The sequence below is a fragment of the Olsenella uli genome (assembly GCF_901212675.1).
GTDB classification, from domain to species: Bacteria; Actinomycetota; Coriobacteriia; order Coriobacteriales; family Atopobiaceae; genus Parolsenella; species Parolsenella uli_B.
The window spans coordinates 1-13309 of record NZ_CAAKOQ010000013.1; the positions used below are offsets into that span (position 1 = coordinate 1).

At 65.3% G+C, this 13309-nt stretch carries 10 protein-coding genes; all 10 read right to left on the minus strand.

All coding sequences use genetic code 11. From position 1 onward, the window contains the following. Window positions 1–104: 104 nt before the first annotated feature. Window positions 105–1427 carry an MFS transporter gene (locus tag EFAMC1_RS01455; RefSeq protein ID WP_154052571.1) on the minus strand — a complete coding sequence of 441 codons (1323 nt, stop codon included), beginning with the start codon at window positions 1425–1427 and terminating at the stop codon, window positions 105–107. Between the two features lie 631 nt (window positions 1428–2058). Then, window positions 2059–4107, minus strand: a complete 2049-nt coding sequence (locus EFAMC1_RS01460; protein WP_154052572.1) for a DUF3825 domain-containing protein — start codon at window positions 4105–4107, stop codon at window positions 2059–2061. A gap of 104 nt (window positions 4108–4211) precedes the next feature. Then, window positions 4212–6023: a 1-deoxy-D-xylulose-5-phosphate synthase gene (locus EFAMC1_RS01465; protein WP_154052573.1), complete on the minus strand. Its 1812-nt coding sequence runs from the start codon at window positions 6021–6023 to the stop codon at window positions 4212–4214. Window positions 6024–6450: 427 nt separating this feature from the next. Next, window positions 6451–7428 carry a phosphoglycerate dehydrogenase gene (locus EFAMC1_RS01470; RefSeq protein ID WP_154052574.1) on the minus strand — a complete coding sequence of 326 codons (978 nt, stop codon included), beginning with the start codon at window positions 7426–7428 and terminating at the stop codon, window positions 6451–6453. 159 nt (window positions 7429–7587) lie between these two features. Beyond that, entirely contained in the window at window positions 7588–8499 is a 912-nt protein-coding gene (locus EFAMC1_RS01475) for a phosphotriesterase (protein ID WP_154052575.1), read from the minus strand. Window positions 8500–8502: 3 nt separating this feature from the next. Next, window positions 8503–9648 (minus strand): galactonate dehydratase, encoded by a 1146-nt coding sequence (dgoD, locus tag EFAMC1_RS01480; RefSeq protein WP_154052576.1) that lies wholly within the window; start codon window positions 9646–9648, stop codon window positions 8503–8505. Between the two features lie 191 nt (window positions 9649–9839). Continuing rightward, complete coding sequence (locus EFAMC1_RS01485; protein WP_154052577.1) at window positions 9840–11210, minus strand: PTS galactitol transporter subunit IIC; 1371 nt, start codon at window positions 11208–11210, stop codon at window positions 9840–9842. A gap of 111 nt (window positions 11211–11321) precedes the next feature. Then, window positions 11322–11615: a PTS sugar transporter subunit IIB gene (locus EFAMC1_RS01490; RefSeq protein ID WP_154052578.1), complete on the minus strand. Its 294-nt coding sequence runs from the start codon at window positions 11613–11615 to the stop codon at window positions 11322–11324. A 144-nt stretch (window positions 11616–11759) separates the two neighbouring features. Then, complete coding sequence (locus tag EFAMC1_RS01495; protein ID WP_154052579.1) at window positions 11760–12224, minus strand: PTS sugar transporter subunit IIA; 465 nt, start codon at window positions 12222–12224, stop codon at window positions 11760–11762. 2 nt (window positions 12225–12226) lie between these two features. Then, window positions 12227–12853, minus strand: a complete 627-nt coding sequence (locus tag EFAMC1_RS01500) for a bifunctional 4-hydroxy-2-oxoglutarate aldolase/2-dehydro-3-deoxy-phosphogluconate aldolase (protein WP_154052580.1) — start codon at window positions 12851–12853, stop codon at window positions 12227–12229. Window positions 12854–13309: the final 456 nt, after the last annotated feature.

The following is a 13309-nucleotide window of genomic DNA, read 5'->3' on the forward strand; positions in this document are numbered from 1 at the left end:
CCCCGACCGGAGGTTCCGGTCGGGGCGCCGCTGTGAGGGTTGGCTCCACTTGCTTCCGCGGGGTCTGCCGAGTCTTTCAGGCTCGCGGTCGCATGTGCGAGACCTTACGCCTCGTAGTCCATGTCCTTGGACTCCTTGATGAGGAACAGGGCCACGAGTGCAAGCGCGCTCATCGCACCGAGGTACCAGCCGAGGGCCATGATGCCGAAGCTCTGGACGAGGGCCGTCGCGATGGTCGGGGCGAAGGCACCGCCGAGAATCGAGGCCAGGTTGTACGCGAGACCAGCGCCGGAGTAGCGGACGTTAGCGGGGAAGAGCTCGGGCAGGTATGCGCCGCAGGGACCAAAGAGGCCGCCCATCAGCACGAAGCCGACGCACAGGAAGACCATGACGCCAGCCACGCTCGTGTTGCCGGCGGTGCCGAGCAGCGCAGGCGAGAAGAAGCTGAAGACCAGGGTGACGGCCGTGGTGAAGAGCAGGACGGACTTGCGGCCGCGCTTGTCGGCCTGCAGGCAGCCGACCACGATGAACCCGGCGAAGAAGAAGATCGAGACCATCTGCATGCCGAGGTACTCGGGCTGCGTGAAGCCGAGGGTCTTGACGCCGTAGGACAGCGACCAGGTGCCGAGCACGTAGAACAGGGTGTAGGTGACGCCCATGGCGCAGGTGCCGAGTACGACCTGCTTCCAGTACTTGGTGAGCTCCTTGAGCGGGGCCTTCACCACGCGGTCCTCCTTGACGGCCTTCTGGAAGACCGGTGTCTCGCTCATGCGCTCACGGACGACAAGGCCCACGACGACGAGGATCGCAGAGAGGAGGAACGGGATGCGCCAACCCCAGGCGACCATGGTGGCCTGGTCGAGGTGGGTCTCAAGCAGCAGGTTCACGCCGTAGGCGCAGAAGAAGCCGATGGGCGCGCCCAGGTTGGGGAAGGAGCCATAGAGGGCGCGCTTGTTGGCCGGCGCGTTCTCCGTGGCGACCAGCGCGGCGCCGGACCACTCGCCGGCAAGGCCGAGGCCCTGGCAAGCACGGCAGAGGCAGAGCAGCACGACGGACAGCGGGCCGAGGACGTCAAAGCCTGGGAGCAGGCCGACGACGAAGGTCGAGATGCCCATGGTCATGAGGGCGACGACCAGCGTCTTCTTGCGGCCCAACTTGTCGCCGAAGTGACCGAACAGCAGCGAGCCGAACGGGCGGGCCAGGAACGAGACGGCGAAGGTGACGAAGGAGAACAGCGTGGCGAGGAAGGGATTCTGCTTGGCCACGTCGGTGAAGAAGATCATTCCGAAGTAGCTCGCCGCGGCGATCGAATAGCAGTAGTTGTCGTAGAACTCGATGGCGGTGCCCACCATCGAGGCAGCGATGATCTCGGCAACTGAGTCCCTCTTCTGGGGTTGCTCTGCCATCGCCGTTGCCGTACTTGACATTGATGCTCCTCTCTTCTGAACCCTTGCTCTGACACCGGCAAGTCCTTGAGAGGCTGACATCCAGACGATCGGGGACGGGTCGCGGGGATGCGTGGTAAGAAAATAGGCCCTCGACCGCCTGGATGGCAGCCTCAGACCTTGTCGTCAGCCGCCCGTGAATAGGCACGGGCGGTCGATATGAAGACCGTCCGTGCTAGCTAATAACTCGAATAATCTCGACTAGCTTGTTGGCGGTCTGCGTCATCGCAAAAGTCCTTTGATCGCGCGAACGTTCCGTTCGCGTTCGAGCGCCCCCTGCGCTCGCTGGGACACACTATCGGTGTCAGGCGGGGACAAGTCAACCGTGAATCACAAAAATGCCTTTAAGAGGTCTTTAAGCGATAATTTGTCGGCGAACGAGCACATTCGGTCGGTAAATGGCATAACCCCAGTCAAAGCGTAGAGTCCTGGTGGGCTTCAGAGGCTGTTTTGGAGGCAGAATCGGCTGCTTGGGCAACGTTACGGTTTAGTTAACGGGGCGCGTCGGATGCCGTTGTGGTATCCGACGCGCCCCGTTGGCGTGGCGAGGGGGTGGTGTTTGGAACCGGCGTTCGGCAGGGCCGGCTGCCGCCGCGGGCCTGCCGCTCGAAGCCTATGCCAGCACGTCCTCCGGGGAGAGCCAGCCGGGCATCTCCCTGCTGACGACGCGCGCGGCGGCGTAGGCGTGCGCAAGCGTGGTGACGCGGGCGGCCTGGTAGGCGCCCGACGGCATGAGCTCGAGGACGAGGGCGCAGTCCGTGCGGGCATCGTCGACGAGGGCAAGCGGCAGGAGCAGCACCATGCGGTCGCGCGCGGCGTCGTAGGCCGGCGCCACGAGGCGATAGCTCTGGCGCGCGCGGCGCTGGGCGAGGTCGATGGCGTCGTCGATGGCGCGGCAGATGCGGCGGTAGCGCCCCGGCTCGCCCGTGATGGCGCGCGAGAGCCTGCGCAGGGCGTCCCGGCGGCCCTGCGGCGTCGTGGCGCGGGAGAGCCCGTCGAGCTCGTGCGCGGCGTCCGTGCCGTCGAGCTGGGCCGAGAGGAATCCCTGCGGCAGTCGTGCCAGTCCGTCGCCGAGAAGCGAGCGGTAGTCGGCCACGGTAAGCGCGCCGTCGCGCAAGGCCACGTCGTCCACGCTGGCGAGGTAGGTCGCGCGGGCCGGCAACTCGGAGAGCGACGCCACGAGTCGGGAGCCGAGCTCGCCCGCGCCCGCCGTGGCGAAGCCGTCGAGGTGCCAGGGGATGTCCGTTCCCGTGGGGGAGAGGACGGCATAGAGCTCCTCGTCCATGGGCGTCATGAGGCCCGTGTCAAAGGCGGCGAGACTGCCGTCCGCGCTCGTGGCGAGCCTGCCCTCCGCGCGGGCGCGCGCGAGCGTGGCCGAGAGGTACTCGCGCAGGATGCCGTAGCGGCTCGCCTTGCCCACGCCCTCGCCGGGGTAGTTCCAGCGCTCGGGCGCGGCGGCCGTGGCAAGGGTGCCCAGGGCCTGGTTCCACGTGCCGATCTCCATGAGCTGGGCGAGGTCACGGATGGGACCGGGGCGCTCCGTTCCGGCCGCGGGACGGGGCGAGAGGTCGCACCAGTAGCCGCCCTCGGCCTCGGGCAGGCCCTCGATCCCGGCCGCCTCGTGGGCCTGGCCGGTGCCGTCGTCGCCGTCGACGAGCGTGAGGTGCCAGCGGCGCGCGTCGCCGGGGCGCGCGGTGCGGCGGATGGTGACGCGGACGGGCTCGGAGCCGTCCTCCTGCAGGTAGCGCAGGGGGAAGGTCACGAGGTTGCGCGAGCCGGCGGTCGTTCCCGTGGCACGCGCCACGCGCCAGTCCTCGTCGAGCACGGCCATGAGGTCGGCGTCGAAGGGCAGGATCGAGGTGAGCAGGCCGAGCAGGGCGGGCTTGATTGAGACGTCGTCCGAGAAGGAGCGGGGTAGGTCGGCGTGGGGCGAGCTGGTGACCGCCTTGGGGGCGGCGACGGGTGCCACGGATGTCGCGGCGATTTGCTCGAGGATGCTCGGGATGCCCGACGACGCGGGTGCGGGCGAGCTCGGCTCGGGCTGGGCCTCAGGCTTGGCGGCCTGGGCAGGCTCCGACGTCTGGTCCGCCTCCCCGGCATCGCTCGGGGCGGCCGGCTGTCCTTCGGCCCGCGCTTCCTCGCCCGTCTCAGCGGCCACCGGCTCGGCCTTCTCGGTCTGCGCCTCGGCAGCGCCCCCTACCTCGAGCGCATTGACGTCGGCGGTATCCTTGGGCTGCTCGGGCCCAACCTCTGGCTCGGGCTCCTTCTTGGCCTCTACCTGCCGCGTCTTGGGCCTCGAGGGCTTGAGCGCGCCCTTCTTGCGCTTCCAGGGCTTGCCACCCTTGCCCGCACTGCCTTGACGCGGGGCTTCGGTCGCGGCCAGCGCCTGGTCCCAGTCCTCGCGGCGCGTGATGGTCACGTAGAAGCGGCCGCCCTTGAACGCCGTGAGCTGGCAGAAGTCGGAGAGCGTGGAGAAGAGCGCCTGTGCGTCGGGGTGGCCGAGGTTTTCGGGTGTGATGCCCTCCGCGGCCAGCGCCTCGAGCGCGCGCGGCAGAAACGTCTGCCGGCCGATGCCGAGCGCCTCGCCCAGCAGCTTGTACAGATACAGCCTGTTGGCGTCCGTGAGCGCCACGGGCCCGTCGTCGATGTGCCTCTTTGCCATGAGATGCTCCAAACAAGCCCGGACGAGCCGGGCGTCGATGTCCTAGCCCATCAAGGCTAGCACGTGGGAACTCCTCCAGCGGCGCCGACTCGGCGGGCGCGGCCCTACCTCGAGAGCAACTCCATGACGTCGCGTGATATGGCGGGGACGGTGAGGCCGCAGCTTGCGAGCAGCTCCTCGGGCTCGAAGCGGTCGGGGAAGCCGTGGGGCAGGCCGTAGCAGCGCACGCGCACGTCGGCCGTGCCCAGCTGCCTGGACACGCGCTCGCCAAAGCCGCCTTCCAGCACGCCGTCCTCGAGCGTCACGACGACGCGACGGCTGGCGAGCCCCTGCACGTAGGACTTGCTGAGGCCGCAGGCGCAGCGCGGGTTCACGAGCTCCACGGCCACGCCGCGGCCCGCGAGCTCGTCTGCCACCTGCTCGCCAAGTGGCAGGAAGCTGCCGAGCGCGAGGATGGTGACCTCGGGTGTCACGGTGGCGTCAGGCCCATCCGCGCCCGCCTTGCGCACGATCTCCGGCGCTCCGTCGGCAAAGCCGGCCTCGGGCAGCCTCACGCCGGGGCGCGACACCACGCCCGCTCCCGGCACGCGAATCGCCACGGGCCCCTCGCGCCAGTCGATGGCCCAGTCAAGCATGGCCAGGTACTCCTCGCGGCAGGTGGGCGCTAGATAGGTGAGCCCGGGCATGTCCCCCAGCATCGCGATGTCATAAAAGCCCAGGTGAGTGGCATCGGTGGTGCCAAACGCCGACGAGCCGAACACGAGGATCGTGGCCGGTTGGGCATTCAGGCACAAATCGTGCCAGAGCTGGTCGTAGGTGCGCTGGAGGAATGTCCCGTACACGCCCCAGACCGGCTTGACGCCGCCCGCCGCGAGGCCCGTCGCAAACGTGACCGCGTGCTCCTCGGCGATGCCAACGTCGACGAATTGGGTGCCGGCGGCGCGCCTGCGCTCGGGGGTGAAGCCCATCATGTAGGGCGTGGCCGACGAGATGGTCACGACCGAGCGGTCCGCGCGCATGCGGGCCATGAGGTGCTCGCCGGTGATGTCGGCGTAGGTCGCCGGCTCGGTGGCGACGATGCCGCCCGAGTGCCCGCGACCGCGCCGCTCGCCCGTCCTGGGGTCGAAGGGGCCCACGTGGTGCCAGGACTCCTCGTCGGCAAGCGCAGGGGCAAAGCCGAGGCCCTTGGTGGTGTGCAGGTGCAGCACGACAGGGTGGTCCGTGTCGCGAAGCTCGAGGAGCGCCGCCTCCACCGCGGCCTCGTCGTTGCCGTCCTCGAGGTAGCGGTAGTCGAGCCCCATCGCGCGGAAGAGGTTGTCCGGCGCGGTGCCGCGGCTCTGGCGCAGCCGCGCGAGGCCGCTGTAGATGCCGCCATGGTCTTCGGAAATGGACCACTCGTTGTCGTTCACGACGATGACGAGGCCGCTGCCCAGTTCGGCTGCGCTGTCGAGGCCCTCGAAGGCCAGGCCGCCCGAGAGCGACCCGTCGCCGATGACGGCCACGACGCGGCGCGTCTCGCCGGCGAGGTCGCGCGCCTTGGCAAGGCCCACGGCCAGGCTCACTGAGGTGGAGGTGTGGCCCATGGCAAAGTGGTCGTGCTCACTCTCGCGCGGGCTGGAGAAGCCCGAGACGGAGCCCATGAGCGCCGGGTCGAGGAAGGCCTGGGCGCGGCCGGTCAGCATCTTGTGGGCGTAGGTCTGGTGCGAGACATCGAAGATCAGCTTGTCGGTGGGGGAGTCGAAGACGCGGTGCAGGGCCACCGTGAGCTCGACGACGCCGAGGTTGGGGCCCACGTGGCCGCCCACGCGGGCGCTGCTCTCGATGATGGCGGAGCGAATCTCGGCGCAGAGGGCGGGAATGGCGCTGGCTGGGAGGGCACGTACGTCTGCCGGAGAGCCGATGTGCTCGAGATACATGTGCCCCTCCCCGTGTCCGTGCGCGTCCCCACGCGCATTCCCATGTGCAAACCAATAGCTTCTCATACTTGCGTCTGAAAATTGTGGCGGCCCTGTCACATTTTCATCCGTATGATTTGTCACATTTTGGTGGGTGGGAGGTGCCGATAAGTACAAGAACGGACGACGGAGGGAGATGAAGACACCCGGCTGGCACCGGGCTCCTCTGAGTCAACTGTACCTGCGACGCCTGCCACTTGGTTTTAGCCAACCAACGGGCTTTGCCGGCACACCATGTTTTTGCCCACATGACGGCAGGCAAGTCGACTCCAAAATGTGTTGGTTAGATTGACTGCTGGATGGAAGTGCGGAAAAGCGCCAGGGTTCCCATGACTCTCCGGTGCTTGACCATCGCATCCTGCGACTACTCAAGGAGCCCCGCGGTCATCTACCCGTACAGCAACGTGGCGGGAGTCACGAGGTTGGGCGGGGTCACGCCGTCCTTCACGGCGATGATGTTGTCAGCCACGGCCATGCCCATCCGCAGGTTGGCCTCGTAGGTTGCCGAGCCGGCATGCGGGGTCATGATGACGTTGGGCAGTTCCGAGATCTTTGCAATCTGCGGCGGCTCGCCTGCGTGGACGTCGGTCGCGTAGCCGTAGAGCCTCCCCTCCAGGAGCGCCTTCTCGAGAGCGGATTGTCGTACGATGCCCGCTCGTGCCGTGTTGACGAGAATCGCGTCGTCTTTCATCATGCGAAGCTCCTTTGCCCCGATGAGGTTGCGCGTGACATCCGTGAGGGGCGTATGGAGGCTCACGATGTCGCTGCGCTTGAGCAGGTCGTTGAAGCTCGTGAAAATGAGGCCCGTGATCGCCGCTTCGGGCCTCTCGTGAATATCGCACCCAAGGATGTCCATCCCAAAGCCCATGGCCCGTCGGGCCACCGCAATGCCGATGTCACCGACCCCGATGATGCCTATCGTCTTTCCGTACAGGCTGTGACCGGCTCGCTTTCTCCAAGTCCCGCCCTTGAGCTCGTTGTTCATCATGGTGATGTGCCGCTCGAGGTCAAGGATGAGACCAAACGCAAGGTCAGCCGTCTCCTCCGTGTTTGTTCCCGGCGCGTTCGTGATGATGATGCCGCGCTTGGTTGCTTCCGCGTAGTCGATGCCGTCAACTCCGCGACCATGCCGGGCTATGACCTTGAGGTCGGGGAGCGCGCCGATGACGCTTGCAGGCATCCTGCCGTTCCCCAGGACGACCGCATCTGCGCCATAGGCAAAGTCGACGATTTCCTTACGGGTCATGGCGCGACCGTACGGACTGATTCTCACCTCGCAGCCTGCGGACTCAAGCCGCTCGACGGGCTCCTTGGTGAAGACTCCAAATGACGCCGCACACGAGGCGACGATGAATGGCGCGGGCATGCTCTTCCTCTTACGGTCGTTTTCTCGAACGTGCTTGCTTGTCCAGAAAAGGCGGGGCGGACGCATGGTGATGTGCGTCCGCCCCTATGGTACCTGCCATTGGTTTACTTGCGCTCGGATTCTGGTCGAAGCCTCAGCGCAACGAGCGACCTGGCTCCACTAGCCTGCGAGAACGTGGTGCGGGTTATCCGTGACCATCCGGTCAAAGCCTGCATCGCCGATCTTCTCGAGGGCGTACCCGCGAAAGTCAGTAAGGATGTAGTCGAGTCCCGGCTTGCCCCCGTACGAGCGGAAATAGTCCTTCTTGCCCATATCTCCCGCCAGACAGATGTGGTCGCCATAGCCGGAGCGGATGAGCTCGGCGAGCATGTCGATGCGCTCGCGGTCATGACTGCTCAGGTCGCGCCCCACATGGTCGAAGCTGATGTGGGCGCCTGTGTCGCAGATGCGCTTGAGATAGTCGACATCAAGCGTCAGGTCAACGTGAGACAGGCAGATTCGCTCCGGACTCACCCCGATCTCTCCCAGGAGCTTGATTTGCTCGAGCCCCATCGTGCCCTTGTCACAATGTGTGATCATGGGCAGGCCAAAGTCGCGGGCGACGGTGCCGCAGAGACGGATGGAGCGATGCTCCGCCGGCGTTATCTCGTTGAGACTGGTGCCAATCTTGATGGCGCCCGGCTTGACATGCGAGTAGCCTATGCCGCCCTCGATCTCGTCGATGAGCACATGGCTCACCTCGGCATCGTCAAGCTCGTCGAACCACTTGGGGAGATGCTCCTGCTTGTGGAGACCCGTGATGCAGACGACGTTGATGTCTGCCTTTTGGGCAATGAATCGAAGCACCTCGGTGTTGCGTCCGAAGTTGAGCGGCGACATCTCGACCATCGTGCGTCCACCTGCGGCCCTGAACGACCGGGCCTCTTCGATGGACTTGCCAATGTTGTCAAGCGTGTAGGGGTAGTAGCGCGGAAGCTCGTTGGGCTTCACGTAGAGGTGCTCGTGAATGAAGGTGACGCCGAGGTCGCTTGTTGCCACCGGACCCAGCACCGTGTTTACGGTTTCCCGCATCTTCTACCACTCCGCAATCGTGCCGTCGTAGTTCTTCCAGCTCGGGTTGGTCCAGTGCAGGCCCTCGGCCGAGATTTCCTCGATCTTGTCGATGTCCATGTCCAGGCCCAGGCCCGGCTTGGTGGGCAGCTGCACGTAGCCGTCCTCGTAGGCGAAGATGTCCTTGTTCTTGATGAAGTCGAGCAGGTCGAAACCCTGGTTGTAGTGGATGCCCAGGCTCTGCTCCTGGATGAACACGTTGGGTGTGCAGGCGTCGACCTGCAGCGTCGCGGCCAGCGCGATCGGGCCGTAGGGCGCGTGCGGGGCGGCGGCCATGTCGGAGGCCTCGGCCATCGCGCAGATCTTGCGGGTCTCGAGGATGCCGCCGCACATGGCGACGTCGGGCTGGACGATGTCCACGCAGCCCTGCTGGAACAGGCGCTTGAACTCCCAGCGGGTGTAGAGGCGCTCGCCGGTGGCGATGGGGATGGCCACCTCGCGGGCGATCTGCTCGAAGGCCTCCCAGTTCTCGGGCAGTACCGGTTCCTCGATGAACATCAGGTGGTAGGGCTCGAGGGCCTTGGCGAGCACCTTGGCCATGGGCTTGTGCACGCGGCCGTGGAAGTCCACGCCGATGGCCATCTTGTCGCCACAGGTCTCGCGGATCGAGGCCACACGGTCGACGACGGCCTGGACCTTCTCGTAGGAGTCAACGTAGTGCAGCTCGTCGGTGGCGTTCATCTTGACGGCCGTGAAGCCCTTGTTGAGGCGGTCGCGCGCACCGGCGCCCACGTCGGACGGGCGGTCGCCGCCGACCCACGAGTACACCTTGATGCGGTCGCGCGCGGCGCCGCCGAGCAGCTCGTAGACGGGCACGCCGAAGGCCTTGCCCTTGATGTCCCAGAGCGCCATCTCGAGTCCGGAGATGATGGTGCCGTTGATGGGGCCGCCGCGGAAGAACGAGCGGTGCAGCTCCTGCCACAGGCGCTCGATCTCGAACGGGTTGCGGCCGATGATGCGCTGCGCGAGCTCCTTGGCGCCGGCCATGACGGTCTCGGTCTTGGTGCCGGAGATCATCTCTCCCCAGCCCTCGATGCCCTCGTCGGTCGAGACGCGCGCGAAGATCCAGCGCGGCTTGATCTCGTACATGGTGACCTTGGTGATCTTCATGTGGATGTTCCTTTCTGGGGCGGTTACACCGCCCCGCCGTGTGCCTTCCGAGGGCCCGCGCCCGGGGGTCGATGGCGCCGTGTCCCGGCGTTCGGGCCGGCGGCGAGAGGGTCCGTGCCTGCGGACCGACGGGGTGCGGGATGGCGCGCGCCGGAAGTGTCAGGTACTGCCGGTCGTGCCGGACGTGTCAGCTACTGCTGGTCGTCGCACTTGGCGGCGTAGGCCTCGATTTTGCCCATGCCGAGCTTCTTCTCGATGAACCACCAGATGGCGACGAACAGGACGACGAGGACGGGCACGAGGATGATTGCGTGCGGGCTCACAGTGGCCCAGACGACGATGAAGGTCTGGGTCAGCGACGGGCCGGCCATCGAGGCGATCTGGCCGTCGAAGGACAGGCCGGTGGACTGCGCGAGGGCGGTCATCATCGGGGCGGCCCAGGTGCCCGCGTACAGGATTGCGGCCATCACCGGGATGGAGATGAGGATCGAGCGGAAGACGTTGCCGCGGCACAGGGCGACGACGAGTGCCACGCGGAACGTCACGACGGCGAGGTCGGCGAGCGGCATCATGTGGTTGCCTGGCAGGATGAAGGCGAGCAGGATTGTGACCGGGATCATGATGAGGGCGGTCGTGATGACCTCGGGGCTGCCGACGATGACGGCGGCGTCGAGGCCGATGTGCAGCGCACGGCCGCCGAACTTCTCGGATGTGAGGGTCTGCGCGGCCTCGGAGATGGGCATGAGGCCCTCGACGAACATGGCGGTCATCTTGGGCATGAGCACCATGACGGCGGCGACGTTGACGCCGGTGAGGAAGATCTGGTCGATCGGCATGAGGGCTATGGCGCCCATCGCGCAGCCGAGGATGAGGCCGAGCATCATGGGGTTGCCGAAGACGCCGAGGTACTTCTGGACGTGCTTGATGGAGAAGTCGACCTTGTTGAGGCCCGGGATGCGGTCGATGAGCCAGTTGAGCGGCGCAGCGATGATGATCGACGACGTGTAGGACACCGTGGGCAGCGCGACGTCGGGGATGCCGAAGAAGTGCTCGACGAGCGGGGCGGTCCAGTCGGCAAACTTGAAGGTCATGACGGCCGTGATGGCGGTCGCGACGAGGGCCCACACGAAGTTACCCGTCACGAAGAAGACGAAGATGCCGGCGATCATCATGTGGTGGTAGTTCCAGATGTCAACATCCATGATGTTGGTCTTCTTGAGCAGCAGCATCAAGATGTTGATGCCGAGGATCTCGAAGACGAGGAAGGCCACGACCGGGCTCGCCCAGGTGACCGAGGAGATGGCGCCCCAGCCCACGTCGGTGACGTCGAGGTTGAGGCCGAGGTTCTCGACCATGGCCGCGGCGGCGGGCGTGACGGCGCTCTTGAGCAGGTTTACGAGCAGGTTGATGCCCACGAAGCCGCAGGTGATCGTGATGCCGCACTGGAAGGCCTTGCTGAGCTTCAGGCGGAAGATGAGCCCGAGTATTGTGATGATGATGGGCAGCATGACGTAGGCGCCGGCGTTGATCAGCGCCTTGAATGCGTCGAGGAAGGCTTGCATGCGCGTTCCTTTCGAAGGGTGGGGCGGTCGGGGCTGCCGGCCGCTGGCGCTCGGCCCGCACGAGACGGCGGGGCCAGGCGGCCGGGGCGTGCCGGCCGCAAGGGCTGGTCGCTAGGCCTGGCTCTTGAGCGTGTCGGCGATCTTATGCAGGCACTTGTCGGCACCGATGCCGGTGAGCAGCGAGATGGCCATGATGCAGGGCGTCTTCACGTCGGGGTCGCTGAACTTGCCCGAGGTGACGACGAGGTCGTAGTCGTTGCCTTTGTCGTGGATCTCGAGCATCTTGCACTGGGTGACCTGGATGTCGACGCCCTCCTTGGCGCAGATCTTCTTGACCTTGTCCGCCACGACGGTTGAGGTCGCGACGCCGTTGCCGCAGGCGATGAGAACGTGCTTGGTTGCCATGATGGTTCCTTTCGATGGGGGCAGGCGCGGTGGCGTCCGCCGGTGGGTTCGTGTCCCTGCGACCGCTGCCGCGGGAGATTCGGCAATGGGGGTGGCGCGGTGGGCGCAGGCGGTGTCGGGCGCTGGCTGTGTGGGGCGCGGGTGCTACAGGAGGTGCGGCGCCATGAGCTCGTAGGCCTCGGCCGGCGTCGCCGCGGAGACGATGCGCTTCGTGAGCTCCTGGTCCTGGATGAGGGCGATGACCTTCTGGAGCATCTCGAGGTGGGCGTGCGCCTCGTTGAGCGCGAGCATGACGACGAGGCTCACGGGACAGGTCTGCTCCGGCTCGTCCATGCGGTGCCAGTCGACCGGGTGCTTGAGCACGGCGGCGCAGATGGCGCCCCTCTCGACGTTCTCGGGGTCGCAGTGGGGGATGGCGACGTTGAGACCCTGGACGTCGAGCGCGGTGGGGAACTGTTGCTCGCGGTCGAGGATGGCCTGCTTGTAGGAATCCCTCGCATAGCCCTGGTGGCGCAGCTCGTCGGCGACAGTGGACACCACGTCTGCCGTGGTGAGGCCCTCCTTGTCGAGGATCAGCACCAAAGACTCGTCAAATAGCAGGTTAGCCACGCCTACCACCTCACGTTCTGCTCGAAGGCCTTTACCTGGGCGGCGAGGGCGTCGGAGTTCATGGCGCGAATGTCGTCCTTGTTGAAGATCCCGGACCCGATGCCGGCGTAGGAGGCGCCTGCGTCGAAGAACTCCTGGACGTTCTGGGCGTTGACGCCGCCGACGACCATGAGTGGCATCCAGTCGAGCGGTGCCTGCACGTCGGAGAGGTACTTGGCGCCAAGCCGTGCCGCGGGGAAGACCTTTACGATGTCGGCCCCCTGTTCGAACATGCTGTGAATCTCGGTGGGCGAGAAGGCGGCGGGCACCGTAACGGCTCCGGCATCACGGGCGATCTGGAAGATCTCGGGCGTGAAGCAGATGGGCGAGAGCATGAACTTGCTGCCGGCCTTGGCTGCGGCGCGGGCGCGCTCGGGTGTGGTGACGGTGCCGGCGCCAATGCGGACCTCCTCGCCGAACTCTTCAACGAGCCTGGCGATGATGTCTGCCGCCCCTGACGTGTTCATGGCGACCTCGACGGCCGAAAGCTTGGTGCCAACAAGCTGCCGCACCACGCAGCAGCACTGCTCATAGGTGTATCCGCGAAGGATCACGGTCACCTTGGGGAAATCTGACGTCTTGTCGAACATGCGGGCGGCTCCCTTCGCCTTTGTCGACGGCTTCTTATTTGTGCCGCCGGGGTGCGCGATGTGGTTTTGCATACTCTCGTGCGTATCTCTGTTCCCGAATAATGCTGAGTTCCTCGTCTGAACACGCACACATAATCTCTATATGTCTATTCTCGTGCAAGTATATTTCCGTGGACGGTTATTATATTAAAAAACTGCTGGTAAATAAGTATCTCGAACTACCGTTTACCGAATAATGTTCTTTCGAGTGATTCATATCTCATCCATACCGAGGAGTTGAGTGAAGAACAATACGAATAAAATTAGAAGGAAAATGAATATTACTATTGAATATAGAAATACTGCACACGAAATCTTCAAAATTACGACCATAGCTAGATTGGGAGATTGAGCCGTCCGTCCCGTCGATATTCGGCCCAGTGGTCACGAAAGGCGATTTACTGTGTGCCGGGAGGG

What these genes read in the sequence shown, in the direction of transcription:
- EFAMC1_RS01490 (WP_154052578.1), bottom strand. Translation starts at nt 11,615, where the DNA reads ATGGCAACCAAGCACGTTCTCATCGCCTGCGGCAACGGCGTCGCGACC.
- EFAMC1_RS01475 (WP_154052575.1), bottom strand. Translation starts at nt 8,499, where the DNA reads ATGCGGGAAACCGTAAACACGGTGCTGGGTCCGGTGGCAACAAGCGAC.
- EFAMC1_RS01500 (WP_154052580.1), bottom strand. Translation starts at nt 12,853, where the DNA reads ATGTTCGACAAGACGTCAGATTTCCCCAAGGTGACCGTGATCCTTCGC.
- dgoD (WP_154052576.1), bottom strand. Translation starts at nt 9,648, where the DNA reads ATGAAGATCACCAAGGTCACCATGTACGAGATCAAGCCGCGCTGGATC.
- EFAMC1_RS01470 (WP_154052574.1), bottom strand. Translation starts at nt 7,428, where the DNA reads ATGCCCGCGCCATTCATCGTCGCCTCGTGTGCGGCGTCATTTGGAGTC.
- EFAMC1_RS01460 (WP_154052572.1), bottom strand. Translation starts at nt 4,107, where the DNA reads ATGGCAAAGAGGCACATCGACGACGGGCCCGTGGCGCTCACGGACGCC.
- EFAMC1_RS01465 (WP_154052573.1), bottom strand. Translation starts at nt 6,023, where the DNA reads ATGTATCTCGAGCACATCGGCTCTCCGGCAGACGTACGTGCCCTCCCA.
- EFAMC1_RS01485 (WP_154052577.1), bottom strand. Translation starts at nt 11,210, where the DNA reads ATGCAAGCCTTCCTCGACGCATTCAAGGCGCTGATCAACGCCGGCGCC.
- EFAMC1_RS01455 (WP_154052571.1), bottom strand. Translation starts at nt 1,427, where the DNA reads ATGTCAAGTACGGCAACGGCGATGGCAGAGCAACCCCAGAAGAGGGAC.